The sequence below is a fragment of the Bacillus sp. SRI_025 genome (assembly GCF_057592095.1).
This window is the reverse complement of the sequence record NZ_JBYEGB010000002.1, coordinates 582,111-596,733: the sequence shown is the minus strand read 5'-3', so window position 1 is coordinate 596,733 and position 14,623 is coordinate 582,111. Positions and strand designations below refer to the sequence as shown.

General features: G+C 40.8%; 17 protein-coding genes. 4 read left to right on the top strand and 13 right to left on the bottom strand.

Annotation, left to right across the window (positions count from 1 at the left end):
• Positions 1-104: 104 nt before the first annotated feature.
• The 3 genes from gndA to AC20OE_RS08025 all read right to left on the bottom strand — a co-directional run bounded on the left by gndA (position 105) and on the right by AC20OE_RS08025 (position 3,964).
• On the bottom strand, positions 105-1,514 hold the full coding sequence (gndA, locus tag AC20OE_RS08035; protein ID WP_041086071.1) for an NADP-dependent phosphogluconate dehydrogenase: 1,410 nt from the start codon (positions 1,512-1,514) through the stop codon (positions 105-107).
• 98 nt (positions 1,515-1,612) lie between these two features.
• Positions 1,613-2,857, bottom strand: a complete 1,245-nt coding sequence (locus AC20OE_RS08030) for a DNA polymerase IV (protein ID WP_039179779.1) — start codon at positions 2,855-2,857, stop codon at positions 1,613-1,615.
• A gap of 114 nt (positions 2,858-2,971) precedes the next feature.
• Positions 2,972-3,964, bottom strand: coding sequence for a carbon-nitrogen hydrolase family protein (locus AC20OE_RS08025; RefSeq protein ID WP_487268787.1), 993 nt, complete (start codon positions 3,962-3,964; stop codon positions 2,972-2,974).
• Positions 3,965-4,144: 180 nt separating this feature from the next.
• On the opposite strand from AC20OE_RS08025, the gene AC20OE_RS08020 reads away from it, so the two are divergent.
• Both AC20OE_RS08020 and AC20OE_RS08015 read left to right on the top strand, forming a co-directional pair.
• The gene (locus AC20OE_RS08020; RefSeq protein ID WP_039179781.1) at positions 4,145-4,426 is read left to right on the top strand and encodes a hypothetical protein; all 282 of its coding nucleotides are present in this window, start codon (positions 4,145-4,147) and stop codon (positions 4,424-4,426) included.
• Between the two features lie 28 nt (positions 4,427-4,454).
• Entirely contained in the window at positions 4,455-5,273 is an 819-nt protein-coding gene (locus tag AC20OE_RS08015; protein ID WP_039179784.1) for a membrane protein insertase YidC, read from the top strand.
• Positions 5,274-5,309: 36 nt separating this feature from the next.
• Here the strand turns inward: AC20OE_RS08015 and AC20OE_RS08010 are convergent, their stop codons facing one another.
• From AC20OE_RS08010 to mce, 4 genes are read right to left on the bottom strand one after another with little or no spacing between them, the layout of a single operon-like run.
• The gene (locus tag AC20OE_RS08010) at positions 5,310-5,774 is read right to left on the bottom strand and encodes a chemotaxis protein CheW (RefSeq protein ID WP_039179788.1); all 465 of its coding nucleotides are present in this window, start codon (positions 5,772-5,774) and stop codon (positions 5,310-5,312) included.
• A 14-nt stretch (positions 5,775-5,788) separates the two neighbouring features.
• Positions 5,789-6,910, bottom strand: a complete 1,122-nt coding sequence (locus AC20OE_RS08005) for a M20/M25/M40 family metallo-hydrolase (protein ID WP_058838011.1) — start codon at positions 6,908-6,910, stop codon at positions 5,789-5,791.
• A 16-nt stretch (positions 6,911-6,926) separates the two neighbouring features.
• Positions 6,927-8,390, bottom strand: coding sequence for an acyl-CoA carboxylase subunit beta (locus AC20OE_RS08000; RefSeq protein ID WP_487268786.1), 1,464 nt, complete (start codon positions 8,388-8,390; stop codon positions 6,927-6,929).
• Positions 8,383-8,802 carry a methylmalonyl-CoA epimerase gene (mce, locus tag AC20OE_RS07995; RefSeq protein ID WP_487268785.1) on the bottom strand — a complete coding sequence of 140 codons (420 nt, stop codon included), beginning with the start codon at positions 8,800-8,802 and terminating at the stop codon, positions 8,383-8,385. The genes AC20OE_RS08000 and mce overlap by 8 nt, the downstream gene beginning before the upstream one ends.
• A gap of 101 nt (positions 8,803-8,903) precedes the next feature.
• On the opposite strand from mce, the gene prli42 reads away from it, so the two are divergent.
• Positions 8,904-8,996 carry a stressosome-associated protein Prli42 gene (gene prli42 / locus AC20OE_RS07990; protein ID WP_149126490.1) on the top strand — a complete coding sequence of 31 codons (93 nt, stop codon included), beginning with the start codon at positions 8,904-8,906 and terminating at the stop codon, positions 8,994-8,996.
• Between the two features lie 38 nt (positions 8,997-9,034).
• Here prli42 and AC20OE_RS07985 read toward each other — a convergent pair whose 3' ends face one another.
• From AC20OE_RS07985 to AC20OE_RS07960, 6 genes are all read right to left on the bottom strand, one after another.
• The gene (locus tag AC20OE_RS07985) at positions 9,035-9,544 is read right to left on the bottom strand and encodes a L,D-transpeptidase (protein WP_041086088.1); all 510 of its coding nucleotides are present in this window, start codon (positions 9,542-9,544) and stop codon (positions 9,035-9,037) included.
• 52 nt (positions 9,545-9,596) lie between these two features.
• Complete coding sequence (locus AC20OE_RS07980; protein ID WP_024422917.1) at positions 9,597-10,550, bottom strand: aromatic acid exporter family protein; 954 nt, start codon at positions 10,548-10,550, stop codon at positions 9,597-9,599.
• A gap of 120 nt (positions 10,551-10,670) precedes the next feature.
• Complete coding sequence (gene artM / locus AC20OE_RS07975; protein WP_487268784.1) at positions 10,671-11,393, bottom strand: arginine ABC transporter ATP-binding protein ArtM; 723 nt, start codon at positions 11,391-11,393, stop codon at positions 10,671-10,673.
• Positions 11,386-12,042, bottom strand: coding sequence for an arginine ABC transporter permease ArtQ (gene artQ / locus AC20OE_RS07970; protein WP_039179807.1), 657 nt, complete (start codon positions 12,040-12,042; stop codon positions 11,386-11,388). The genes artM and artQ overlap by 8 nt, the downstream gene beginning before the upstream one ends.
• A 115-nt stretch (positions 12,043-12,157) precedes the next feature.
• A complete protein-coding gene (locus AC20OE_RS07965) occupies positions 12,158-12,922 on the bottom strand; it encodes a transporter substrate-binding domain-containing protein (RefSeq protein ID WP_059374854.1) in 765 nt (254 codons plus the stop codon).
• Between the two features lie 195 nt (positions 12,923-13,117).
• The gene (locus tag AC20OE_RS07960) at positions 13,118-13,555 is read right to left on the bottom strand and encodes a BrxA/BrxB family bacilliredoxin (protein WP_024428021.1); all 438 of its coding nucleotides are present in this window, start codon (positions 13,553-13,555) and stop codon (positions 13,118-13,120) included.
• Positions 13,556-13,724: 169 nt separating this feature from the next.
• On the opposite strand from AC20OE_RS07960, the gene AC20OE_RS07955 reads away from it, so the two are divergent.
• Positions 13,725-14,618, top strand: coding sequence for a YegS/Rv2252/BmrU family lipid kinase (locus tag AC20OE_RS07955; protein WP_058838015.1), 894 nt, complete (start codon positions 13,725-13,727; stop codon positions 14,616-14,618).
• The last annotated feature ends 5 nt before the right edge of the window (positions 14,619-14,623 follow it).

Sequence of the window (14,623 nt, the reverse complement as noted above, 5' to 3'; positions counted from 1 at the left end):
ACTTTCTTGTCTTTTTTACATAGCATCCCTCTTTTTCTCATTTTTAGCCGAAAATATGCAAACAAAAAAACCTTACCAAAGGTAAGGTTTTTCAGTCGTTCTGTTTATTTCATCCATTCAGTATGGAATACGCCTTCTTTATCTGTGCGCTCATACGTATGTGCACCGAAATAGTCACGCTGTGCTTGAATTAAATTCGCTGGAAGGACAGCTGTGCGATAGCTATCAAAGTAAGCAAGTGCACTTGAGAATGAAGGAACAGGAACTCCTTGTTCAACTGCAAGTGAAATGACTTTACGAAGTGATGATTGATAGTTTTGAGCAATATCCTTAAAGTATGGATCAAGCAATAGGTTTTTCAGTTCAGGATTACGGTCATATGCTTCTTTAATTTGTTGTAAGAAGGCTGCACGAATGATACATCCGCCGCGGAAGATCATCGCAATTTCACCGTATTTTAAATCCCAGTTATATTCATCAGACGCTGCTTTCATTTGCGCAAAGCCTTGTGCGTAAGAACAGATTTTACTCATGAATAGGGCTTTTCTAACCGCTTCAATCAGCTCTTGTTTATTCTCAGCTGATTGCGCAGGCTCAGGACCTTGGATCAATTGACTTGCTTCCACACGCTCATCTTTCATTGCTGAAATGTAGCGCGCAAAAACAGACTCAGTAATGATTGGAAGCGGGACACCTAGATCAAGTGAGCTTTTGCTTGTCCATTTTCCAGTTCCTTTTTGACCAGCTTTATCTAAGATCACATCCACAAGCGGCTGGTTTGTCTCTTCATCCACTTTTGTGAAAATGTCAGCTGTAATTTCGATTAAATAGCTGTCAAGCTCGCCTTTATTCCACTCTGAGAATACTTCATGAAGCTCCCCTGCTGACAATCCAGCAACATGCTTCAAGATAAAGTATGATTCAGAGATCAATTGCATATCTCCGTACTCGATACCGTTATGAACCATTTTGACATAATGTCCTGCTCCATCTGGGCCGATATACGTTGTACAAGGCTCGCCATCTACTTTCGCAGAGATCGCTTCTAAAATTGGTTTCACTAGCTCATGCGCTTCTTTTTGACCGCCTGGCATGATGGAAGGACCTTTTAGCGCGCCTTCTTCACCGCCGGAAACACCTGTACCAATAAAGTGAATGCCACTTTCTGCAAGCTCTTGATTACGTCTTTGTGTATCCTTGTAATATGTATTTCCACCATCAATTAAAATGTCACCTTTCTCTAGGTGAGGAAGTAATGATTGAATGGTTGCATCTGTTGCTGCACCAGCTTTTACCATTAAAAGAATTTTACGCGGTGTTTCAAGCGACTGAACAAATTCTTCGATGCTGTATGTGCCAACAACGTTTTTTCCTTCTGCTTCTTGAAGAAACTCTTCTGTTTTGCTGCTAGATCTGTTATAAACGGATACGGAGAAACCGCGGCTTTCAATATTGAGGGCAAGGTTTTTCCCCATAACGGCTAGTCCAACCACACCGATTTGTTGTTTTGACATAATTCTGACGTCCCTTCTAACACACTATATTGATTACTGCTGAAATGATGTACCCTTTGAAATTACCACAACATCACCTCTTTTATCAAGTTTTCAGGCTAGTCATTTCCTCTTTCGTCCTGAAAAAAATCTTTATTAAAACTTGTCCCGCTTGTTTTACTCTCTTTTTCCTTAATGGTGATCCCTCTTTGCACCAATGGTTTTCCATATTTTTCTTTCAGTCCATCTAAAATGGTTTGGAGGGGCTCTTCTTTTGCATCTTCTGTATATGAAAATAAATCAAGCTGTTTAACGGCTGCTTTTCGTTCGACTAGGTCTGTCCCCGTTACACCTAAGAGCCTCACTGGCTGATCATTCCAATGTTTCAGGAATAACTGTTTTGCCGCTTCAAATATGTCTTCCTTTCGATCCGTTGGATTTGTGAGCATGATACTTCGCGTGATATTTTTCCAGCTTGCATATCGAATCATGATGAGCAGCCGATTCGCCATCACTTCTTTTCTCTTTAACCTTGCACTCACAGATTGTGACAGCTTATCAATTAACGTGACAAGTTCATCTGAATCATCCGAATCATGAGGCAGAGTGGATGAATTGCCGACGGATTTAAATTCGTATATTCTTTCTGGGTCCACGATGCCGTCATGTTCACCATTCGCCTTTTGCTTTAATCTCGGTCCATTAATGCCAAGCAATTCTTTTAGCGTATACTCATTCGCTTTCGCTAAGTCTTCTATAGTATGAATTCCGATGGTTTTCAATTTATCTGCCGTTTTTTGTCCAACCCCGTGCATGTCACCAGCAGGTAGCGGCCAAAGCATGTTCGGAACATCTCGTTTACGCAATATGGTGATTCCCATTGGCTTTTTCCAATTAGACGCCATTTTCGCTAAAAATTTATTCGGTGCAATGCCGATACTTGAAGGAAGCATCAGCTCCTCTACTAGCCTTGTTTGAATATCATGAGCCGTTTTTACCGCATGTTCGGCATATGGCGTATGCGTTAAATCAATGTAGCCCTCATCAATCGATACAGGTTCGACTAAATCACTGTATTCTCTTAGTATTGTAAACATCTCTTGTGAGGAGCTGCGGTACCGGTCAAAGTTCGGTGTGCGGACAATGAGTCCCGGACATAGCCGCTTCGCCTCCCACAAGGGCATCGGGGGCTTCACACCTAATGCTCTCGCCTCGTAGCTGCACGTCACAACAATCCCTTTACGCTCTTTTGCATTTCCGCTGATAGCTAAAGGTTTCCCTCGCAAAGAAGGATCATACGCCATTTCTACATTGGCATAAAAAGCATTCATGTCTATATGAAAAATAATATTTGACATTGGCATAACCCCATTTTCTTATCTACCTGAATTTTGATCAGCTATTTTTGATTATACATTGATTTATTTCATCTTTCCTCAAAAAAACCTTCTCTAAAAAAGAGAAGGTTTCACGTTCATTTACACTTTTTCTTCAAGTATACCATGTTGATATTGAATGTCCTCATATGTGAATACTTCATTTTTTTGAGGATATAATTGTTTCACAACCGGAGTAGGCTGTTGATTAAAATTCATACTCAAACTTTGATTGGAGTAGTGTCCAGCCGGATCAATATAATACTTGTAATCAATGATTCTTTCTACATCAATGTCAGCGTAAGCAATTCCCTCTGTTTCAGCTGGAACCATATCACTGATCGGCTCCCCATCCGGCCCGTAAATGCACGTATGCCCGCTCTTAAATGTTTCAAAGTAATCTCTTTGCTCCTGCGTTAAACAAATCATCTCTTTCATTTCTTCCGTATATATAGATGATGTCATCAGCACAAATGTCTGTGTCGCGATGGCATAATATCTGCTTGATATTTCATCATCAAAATAACCTGGCCAAGAGGCTACATGTACCTGCTCATTTTGGGCATTCATCGCCATAAGATCTAGCGGGACTTGATGCTCCCAGCACATCAATCCGCCCAGGTTTCCAATTTCAGTTTGAAACACTGGCATCATACTGCCACTTCCATCCCCCCAAATGAGTCTTTCTGCTACAGAAGCTCTCATTTTCCGATGTTTTCCTATTAAATCCCCATTTGGATTAAACCAAAGCTGAGCTAAATAGAGAGAGCCGCCATCTTTTTCACTGCATGATATACAAACGTACGTTTCATTTCTTTTTGCTGCTTCACTGATTTTTTGAATGGCTAAGCTAGGGATTTCAACTGCATTTTTATATAATTCATGATAGAACTTTCTTGTATATTCTGGATGACCAGTAAAAGCAAACCAAGGGTAACCAGGTAAAAATGCTTCTGGGAATGCCACAAGCTTTGCACCATTTGAAGCTGCCTCGTCAATCAGGTCACATGATTTCTCAACGCTTGCTTCCAAATTTAAATAGACTGGTGCTGCTTGTACCGCAGCTGCTCGAAACTTTGGATAAATACTTGTCATATTCAAAACCTCCATTTCTTTTCATCCCCCTCATTATAGGATAGGAAATATGAAGTTTGGATGACATTTACTATTTTATACAAAATAAGGAATTTTATTTAATGGAGAAAACACGCGGTTCTGTTAGACATTTAACCATGTGTATAGTACACTGTGAGTAATGAAATGGATGTGATAATCATGATAATTGATACATTCAATGAAGTCTTTTTCCTTGTTGAATTCTTTACGATTATTCTTCCAGCGCTGACGGCCATCGGTATTGCGTTTTTATTAAAAGACTGCCGTATGAACGAACACCTTGGTGGGCATCGTTTGGAAGAGTTGGACGCATCTTGCTTGAATCGAACAGACTTTCTGTTTATCATATATGATCGCATTACAACTTGGATTAGTAAAGTCATTCGAATGAAAAGATCATCTAATGATGATGAAGACCATTCGCTTCCTCTCGCTAATTAAATTTTTTTAATCATGAGGAGGAAACGAATTGAAACGTTTATTGACTGTGTTTACGACTTTATGTTTGATGATGATTGCGTCACCTGCATTTGCAGCGAGTGCGCAAACGAATACGAGCTCTGATGGGTTTTTCCATCATTATTTTGTTCAGCCTTTTTCTGAGCTGATCATTTGGCTTGCGAACTTCTTTCATGATGATTATGGTTTATCGATTATGTTCGTCACCTTGATTGTCCGCCTGCTGATTTTCCCACTTTTTGCGAATCAATTTAAGAAGCAAAGAGTCATGCAGGAAAAAATGGCATTGGTGAAGCCTCAGATTGACCAAATACAAAACAAATTGAAGAAAACGAAAGAACCTGAAAAACAAAAAGAACTGCAAATGGAAATGATGAAAGTATATAAAGAGAACAATGTGAATCCGCTTGCCATGGGCTGTCTGCCGATGCTGATTCAAATTCCAATTGTTCTTGGCTTTTACTCAGCAATCCGCTCAACACCTGAGATCGCAACTCATACGTTCTTATGGTTTAACTTAGGACAAACCGATTTATTGGTGGCGATTTTTGCAGGGGCTATGTATTTCTTACAATTTTATGTCACGCAAAAATATGCGAAGCAATCAGGCACCCAGACAGAGGCTGCGCTGAAGCAGGCGAAAGTAATGGGCATGATTTTCCCAATCATGATGCTGTTTCTTTCAATTAATGCACCCGCTGCTCTTCCTTTATACTGGATGACAAGCGGACTACTACTCACGATTCAAACGATTATTTTAAATGTCATGTACCAAAAATCAAAAACGAAAGCTGCGGCTAACGAACAAGCCAAACCAGCTGCTGAATAAAAATAAACCCCTTATCTAAAGATAAGGGGCTTTTCATTATGCCAATTCTTCTTTCAACCGGTCTGGCAATTGATCGAGGTCCTCAATTTTCCCAAGGAACTTATTTGGGTCCACTTGTAAAATCATTTTGTTTTCTCTCTCAACAACGCCGAAGAAATATTCAGAGGCCTTCGTGTTCATATGAAATGGCTTGATCTCGCTTTGCTCGATATCGATAATATCTTTTGCATCTGAGACAAGACAGCCAATCATTTGATCGTTTACTTCAAATAGCAGTACCTTTGACTGCTCGTTTACATCAAGAGGCTTTCCGTGAAGCATCACACCTGTGTCACTGACAGGAATGACCTCTCCTCTTAATGACATCAGCCCTTTAATTTCTTTTGGAAGGTTCGATACTTCTTGTAAGTAAGGGACCTTTTCAATCGAACGAATATGCTCTACACTGATGCCAAACTCCTCTTGCCCCACCTGAAAAATAATAATCTTTTGCGCGCTCACAGAGTCTCCTGCCTTTACGATGGATTTGTCGTTTCTTCGATAATGGCGAGAACCATTTCAGCTGTTTTGACTAATTCTTCAATCGGCATTTTCTCATTTTTCGTATGAATATCTTCATATCCAACAGCTAGGTTGACAGTTGGGACGCCGTTGCCTGCAATGACGTTTGCATCACTGCCTCCGCCGCTCGTCTGCAGTTCTGAAGGACGGCCAATTTTTGCTGCCGCTTTTTTCGCCACTTCTACGACTTGATCGCCGTGTGAGAATTTGAAGCCTGGATACATGATGTCAATTTGTACATCGGCACTTCCGCCCATTTCTTTAGCGGTTTTTTCAAAGGCTTCTTTCATCTTCGCTACTTGAGCTTCCATTTTTGCTGGTTCTAAAGAGCGTGCTTCCGCCAAAATATCGACTTGATCGCACACAATATTCGTTTGTGTTCCGCCTTCAAAACGGCCGATATTCGCTGTTGTTTCTTCATCGATGCGGCCAAGTGGCATGCTGGCAATTGCTTTTGATGCAATGGTAATCGCAGACACACCTTTTTCAGGCGCGACACCTGCGTGAGCGGTTTTTCCGTAAATCGTTGCGCGTACTTTTGCCTGTGTTGGTGCAGCTACGATAATCGTACCAACCTTGCCATCTGAATCAAGGGCATAGCCGTATTTCGCTGTCATCAAATTTGGGTCTAACGCTTTTGCTCCAACAAGTCCTGATTCCTCGCCTGCTGTGATCACAAATTCAATCTTCCCGTGCTTTAAATTTTTCTCTTTCAGCACACGGATCGCTTCAAACATAGCAGCAAGTCCTGTTTTATCGTCAGCACCAAGAATAGTTGTTCCATCTGTTTTCACATAGCCGTCCTCAATGACTGGTTTTACGCCATTTCCCGGCACAACTGTATCCATATGAGAAGTGAAATAAATCGTATCTGCCTCTTGATTCCCTTCTAATGTGCAGACAAGGTTGCCTGCACCGTGGCCTGTTGCTGCTTTTGAATCGTCTTCAACCACTTTAAGACCAAGCTGCGAGAATTTTTCTTTTAATACTTCAACAATTTTCTCTTCGTGTTTTGTTTCTGAATCAACCTGAACTAATTCTAAAAATTCGTCTAGTAAGCGTTTTTCATTGATCATGATGATGCTCCTCCTCTTATAGCGGCATGTTGCCATGCTTTTTTAACGGTCTATCTTCTTCCTTACTGCGAAGCAAATCAAATGAGCGGATCAATCGCTCTCTCGTTTCAGCTGGCATAAAAATATCGTCTATCAGACCTGCCTGGGCCGCTTTCCATACACTTGGTTTGTTTTCAGACTCGCGCGAAGCAGGATGAACAATTTCGTCTGCGAACGTTTTCCCCATGACATCAATTTCGGCCTCTGGCCATGCATAAACAAAGTCAGCGCCTAAGCCCTTGCTATTCATTGCGACATAAGCACCGCCAAACGCCTTTCTTAAAATCACAGTGATTTTTGGTACGGTTGCTTCAGCATACGCATATAAAAGCTTTGCACCGTGGCGGATAATTCCTGCATGCTCAGCTTTCTCCCCTGGTAAAAAACCAGGAACGTCCACAAGGGTTAAGATCGGAATATGAAACGCATCGCAAAATCGAATAAACCTGGCCGCTTTATCGGCAGCGTCAAGATCAAGGCTGCCTGCCAGCACCTTTGGCTGATTGGCAACAACACCAATGGAGGCTCCTTGTAATCTGGCAAAACCTGTGACAATATTTTTTGAGAAACAAGGCTGCGTTTCAAAGAATGAGTCTGGATCGGTTATCACTGTCACCACTTGTTTGACATCATAGGTGCGTGATGGATTCTTTGGCAGAATTCTGCCTGGATCGGCGGAATCGTGCTTTCGTGCCCCAGCGCGTGTGACAGCCTGTTGTTTCGTTTGTATGTACGTTAAAAGAGTTCGAACCGCTTTTAACACGTCCTTCTCATCTTTCCCAGTATAGTGCACATTCCCGCTGGTCTGATGCTGAACACTTGCACCGCCAAGACGGTCAGGACAGACCGTTTCTCCTGTTGCTTTTTCTATTACTTTCGGACCAGTTAAAAACATATGAGCTGTTTGCTCTGTCATGAAGACAAAATCAGTCAATGCAGGAGAATAGACTGCACCTCCAGCACATGAACCTAAAATAACAGATATTTGCGGGATTCGACCAGAGTACAGCACATTCCGTTTAAAAATCTGTCCGTATCCTTCTAATGATACCACACCCTCTTGAATTCTCGCACCACCTGAGTCTTTTAGACCGATGACCGGCATCTGATTTTTAGCTGCCAGGTCCATTAAAGAGGCTATTTTTTTCGCATGCATTTCGCCTAAAGAGCCTCCGTATACTGTTGAATCTTGTGCATAAACACATACTGGTTTTCCATGAATGAGTCCCGTTCCAATGACGACACCGTCACCAACATGCTCTGAGAGCTCGCCTGTTGCAAATGACTGAATTTCCATCAAGCTGCCCTCGTCAAGAAGTTCATGAAGCCGCTCTCGAACCGTCAGCTTTCCTTTGTTCTTGTGAGCCGCTGCTCGTTTTTCGCCGCCGCCCATTAACGCTTTCTTCCGCCATTCAGACAAGTCATTGAACGAATCATTCACTATGTTTCTCTCCTTTCAAGGACTCGCACAATTCAAATAACACACCTGACGTTTCTTTAGGTGAAATAAATGCAATTTGCTTTCCGCTGGCGCCCATCTGTGCTGTTTTTTGGAGAAGCTGCACGCCAAGGTGATCGAGACGGCTAAGATCAGCCTGAATGTCACCCGACTTTAGCGCAATATGATGAAGCCCCTCTCCTCTTTTTTTTAAGAAATTATGTAGTTTACTGCGGGCTGAGATCGGCTCAATTAATTCAATGTGCAGATCATCTAGTGAAGCGAAGGACGCTTTTATCTCCTGCTCAGGAATCTCTTGTATGTCTGAAAAATGCCAATTAAATAGCTGATGAAGCGTTTGAGATGTTTCTTTAATAGAAAAGACGGCAATGGCAATATGATCGATTTGTGTCATCCGTTCACTTCCTTTGCTGATCACTTGTCGCATATGAAAAAACCAGATAAAATAAAGACAACTGCGCTTGTCGCAAAAATCTTCGGTTATAGGGGTGCGATATGTCTCAAAAATTCATGAAATTTATGGTATTGCTTATGATTAGCCTGCTGTTAGTTTCTTCACTTTTAGCAGGAGCAGCAGCCTTTTTATAAGGATTGAATAAAAGCAGACAAGCAGGTGATTCGGGATATCAACGAATGGCCTGTTTGTCTTTGGCAAGCGTTTCAAAGGAAGCACTTGATTTTGTAATCCATACCTTTGTTCCAATTGGAAGCTGATCAAACAGCAGCTCTACATCTTGATTATGAAGTCTCACACAGCCTGCCGTGATAAATTTCCCAATCGAAGTTTCATCACTTGTTCCATGAATTCCATAGGTTCTGCCATCTGTTCCTCGTGCATCAAATCCAATCCATCTTCGTCCAAGAGGATTATTCTTCGCACCGCCTTCAATATTTTTTCTTCTGTAATAGGGATCTTTCGCTTTGATCATAATGGTAAATTCACCTTCTGGCGTTAAATCTGCTGTTTTTCCTGTAGAGGCAGGATATACTTTTTGAATTTTCCCATGATCAATAAAGGCAAGTTCATTCGTTTGTTTATTAATAATGACAAATGGGTCACCTGGCAGCGGGTTTTGTCCAAGCGGCCAGATAGGTGAAAGGGACATGGTCAGTACGGTGTAAAATAAAAGACGCATAGGCTCCTCCTTTTTCATTAGATTGACCAATGAAGGAGGAACTCATGCGTCTCTATTCTTTCATCCCTTTAAAATAGCTTTTCAGTACTAAATATTGTTCCATTTCACCGAGGAAATGAAAGAGTGCCGCTCTTGCCTCAAATTCTTCTCGTGTTTGCGGGAGCGGAAGTGCGTCGAATTCTTCTTTCATATCAATGAGACGTCTTAAAAACTTATGCGCTGTGTTCCCTGGGTGAATATGTTCGCGTAAGTCTCTAATGTATTCTGCAATGATTTGTCCATGCTCCGTTGTGACGGAAATCGACGTAATTTTGGGCAGCACACGCTCAATGATTTCAAATTGCTTTTGTCTCATGTTGAAATAATGATAGTACAGGTTTTCATGTCTTAATACATGGTTTTCAACATCACGATATGCAAGAGCTTTTGCTTCTTTAATTAATTGATGTGTCTCTGGTATTTCTTTTCCTGTCCAGTCTTGTTTCCCTGTCATTAAGTATTGCTCGATTTCTTCAAAGATTTTAGCAAAGTTGGCTTCAATTTGTTCGCTGTAGCGTTTGAGCTTTTTATCAACACTAGGCATATACAGGTTCATAATCAGCGCTACCCCAACACCAATGGTAATCAGCAGCAGTTCATTCCAAATGAGATGCAGGGTAATCCCGCCAGACATGTATAAATGGAGAATGATGACTGAACTTGTGACAATCCCTTCTTTAATTCGAAGCAGAACCGTTGTTGGAATAAAGACAAGCAGCATCAAACCGATCACAAAAGGATGATACCCGATCAGATCGAAAAATAAATAAGAAAATAAAATAGCGAGACTGCATGCTGCAAAGCGGGCTCCCGATGCTAAGAGGGATCTTTTCTTTGTCACCTGAATACACAGGATCGTAATAATCCCGGCAGCTGAATAATTTTGCAAGCCAAGCAATTGTGCAATATAAATAGCGATCGCTGTTCCTAATGCTGTTTTCAGCGTTCGGTAGCCGATTTTAAACATGATGTGATTCACTCTTTTCTGTCTTGTTTCCATTCACTTTTGTGAAATGATGAACTTTTTTTACTTTCCCCATTATAATCAAAAAAAGAAGGAGATGTTAAGTCTCCTTCTCTTATTTCTTTATAATATTTTTTGTAAAAAGTCTTTTGCGCGCTGTGAAGACGGTGATTCAAAAAATTGCACAGGGTTTGCATCCTCTACAATTTTCCCATCATCCATAAAGATCACGCGGTCAGCCACTTCTTTTGCAAAGCCCATTTCATGTGTGACGATGACAAGTGTCATTCCAGATTGAGCCAGCTCTTTCATGACTTCTAATACTTCCTTGACCATTTCTGGATCTAGGGCAGACGTTGGTTCGTCAAACAGCATAATGTCTGGTGTCATCGCAAGCGCACGCGCAATCGCTACACGTTGCTTTTGACCGCCTGACAGACGGTTCGGGAAATCATCTTTTTTCTCTAAAAGCCCTACCTTTTTGAGCAGGTCTTCAGCTTGTTTGATGCTGTCTTCCTTCGATTGATTCTTCACATTCATTGGTGCATACGTGATATTTTCCAGCACCGTTTTATGCGGGAAGAGATGGAAATGCTGAAATACCATTCCGATGTTCTCACGCACTTTTAGTGCATTCGTTTTTGGATTGGTGATTTCGGTGTCCTTAATTGTTATTACACCGGAAGTCGGCTTTTCAAGTAAGTTGATGCAGCGGAGGAAGGTCGATTTTCCTGAACCAGATGGTCCAATAACCGCAACAACTTCCCCTTCTTTAATGGTCGTGTCGATCCCCTTTAAAACTTCGTTTTTACCAAAAGATTTTGTGAGTTTCTCTATTTTAATCATTTGATTTTAACTTCCTTTCCACCGATTTGCCGACAAAGGTGAGAACAAGCACGATGACATAATAGATAAGACCCGCAAAAATAAGCGGTTCAAGATAATTATACGTGACGGCCCCAGCTTGATAGGCTCGTCTCATGACATCACCCAGTCCGATGACTGTTACAATTGCTGATTCTTTTGTCAGTGTAATCGTTTCATTCACAAGTGCAGGAGAAATATTTTTAAACGCCTGCGGAAGCAATAAGTCCTTCATCATTTTAGCATAAGGGATGCCTAAAGCAACGGCCGCTTCTTTTTGACCTTTATCGATGGCATTAATACCCGCACGAATAATTTCAGATACGTATGCCGCGGAGTTGAGTGAAAATGCCGCTACAGCAGCCCAGTATTGATCGATTTGGAACCCAAGAAGCTGAGGCAGACCAAAATAAATAATGAGCAATTGAAGCACAAGCGGTGTGCCTCGGAAAATTGACGTATAAAAGTCTGCAATCCAAATGAGCGGTTTAAACACACTAATTTTACAAAGCGTTAATAATATTCCTAAGATAAATCCAAGGAAAAGGGATACCACTACAATAGAAAGTGTGACCTTAAGCCCTTCTAAAATAAAGGGCATCTGAGGTATTACATCTTTAAAATCAAACATGACATTCTCCTTTTTTTTGCCTTCATACAAAACAGGAAAAAAAGTTCAACACGAGTTGAACTTTTCAGCGCTTTTCTACTTGATTTTCTTGAATGACGCTGATTCTTTTCCTGACTTACTTTTCATCAGCAAACCATTTTTTAATTAATTTATCAAGTTCACCATTATCTTTCATTTCATTTAATGATTTATTAAACTTCGCTGTTAAGTCGCTATTTTTCTTGAATGCAATGGCTGAACCTTCGTTTGAGCTGTTCAATCCAAATGCTTGGAAGTCTTTTTCCTTTTTCAAGTAACCAGCAGCTACTTTATCTTCAATAATTGCTGCATCAAAACGGCCTGCTTTGATCTCTTGAACGATATCAGAAATTTTATTACGGTCTTCAACTGTAAGGTTATATTTCTTTTGCAATCCATTTGCTTCATCTTGTTGAATAGAACCTAATTGAACGCCGACTGTTTTATCTTTTAAATCTTTCTCTGCTTTAATACCGCTAGATTTCTTTGATACAACCAAGTTTTTAGCATTGTAATAAACATCAGAGAAATCAACTTGCTTTTTACGTTTTTCTGTAGGTGTCATTCCTGCAAGGACAATATCAGCTTTGTTTGTTTTAAGGGCTGATACAAGGCTAGCAAAGTCCATATCTTGAATTTCTAGCTTGTAGCCGTTCTTTTTCGCTAGTGCTGTTGCAAGATCTACATCAAAACCGACAATTTTATCTCCGTCTTTTGATTCAAATGGCGGATAATCTGCTGATGTCGCCATCACGAGTGTCTTGTCATCTCCTGATGCGTTTGAATTATTAGAAGAAGTTCCGCATGCTGCGAGTGCAGCTGCAAGACCAGCTGTCATAAGTAATAATAACCACTTTTTCATATGATGATGCCTCCCAGTATTTAAAATCATGTATTGATTTGAATATTTATTCACTATAATGTATTTTAAACACTTTCTTTTTAAGATGCAATAGTATTTTGCTAAAATTATTTTGATTCTATTGTCTTATAAAACAAAAAGCAGACCGATCTAAAGACCGGACTGCTTTATATTTATTCATTCAAAAGTCATATGTTAGATTTCTTCGCAATGCTCATCAAAAGCGGCTTGTAGTTTTGACACGACTTCCATTGGCTCGTGCCCTTCAATTTCATGACGCTCGACCATTTTGATGATTTTTCCATCTTTTAATAAGGCAAAAGATGGTGAAGATGGCGGGAAGCCTTCAAAGTATTCACGAGCTCTTGCTGTTGCCTCTTTGTCTTGCCCAGCAAACACTGTCAGCAATTGATCTGGACGCTTATCGTAATGAACAGAATAGCCAGCAGCTGGTCTTGCAATACCGCCTGCACAGCCGCATACTGAATTCACCATGACAAGTGCCGTTCCTTTTTTAGTCAGTGCTTCGTCTACTTCTTCAGCTGACGTGAGCTCAGTGTAGCCTGCCTGCTTAATTTCTTCTCTCGCTTGTTTTACAATATCATTCATAAATAAATTAAAATCAATATTCATGTCCGTCCACTCCTTTTGCGTACCAAAACCATTTTAAATCCATCATATCAAGGAAAACGCCTGCGGGCAAATGTGTTGTCTTATCCATCGCCTCTTTTTCCGAACATCGTTTATGAGCTGTCAAATTGGGGAAAAGTGATGATAAAGAGATGAAAGGGAGAACTGCGTGATGGCACAATTCAAAAAAGCGATGCTCATTTATAATGGAAATGCTGGACAAAAAAACATGGAAAAAACACTCGGTCAAACAGTGCCTCTTCTTTCTCTACATATTGATGAACTCATTCTTAAACCAACAAAGCAGCCAAATGATGCTTATAATTTCTGCCGTCATATTGATGAGACGGTGGAATTGCTCATCATATTAGGCGGAGATGGTACCGTGCATGAATGTATGAACGGTATTGGCGGCTTAGAAAAAAGGCCCGCTGTAGCGATATTACCAGGCGGGACATGCAATGATTTTTCTAGAACACTTGGTATTCCTCAACAGATGCAAAAAGCCGCTCAAATGATTGTAGACGGCAAAGAGAAAAAGGTCGACTTAATCAAAGCAGAAGATCGATACGTGTTAAACTTTTGGGGAATTGGGCTGATCGCAGACACGTCCAACAACATTAACGACAAGGAAAAAGCCGTACTCGGTAAAATCAGCTACTTCACAAGTGCCCTGCGCACACTGCAGCAAACAGATCCTTTTCACGTACGGATTGAGACCGAAGAGGAAAGCTGGGAAGAGGAAGCAGTCATCGTTCTTGTCATGAATGGACATTTTATCGGTACAAATAAAATTGATTTGCCTAATGCATCCATTGATGATGGAAAAGCTGAAATCTTAATTTGCAGAAATACAAGTTTCTCTGCTTTAAAAGAAATCTTCTCAATGAACCGGGAAGAGCTGGAGGATTTCACCGGCGATCTGTCTCTCATTCAAGCGTCCAGTATTCGTATCCACACAAAAGAGGAAATGGATGCTGATACGGATGGTGAGGTTTATATGAAGGCTCCCTCTTCTTTAGAAGTGTTAAAACAGCATTTGACCTTTATTGTTCCAGCAGAATAAAAAAA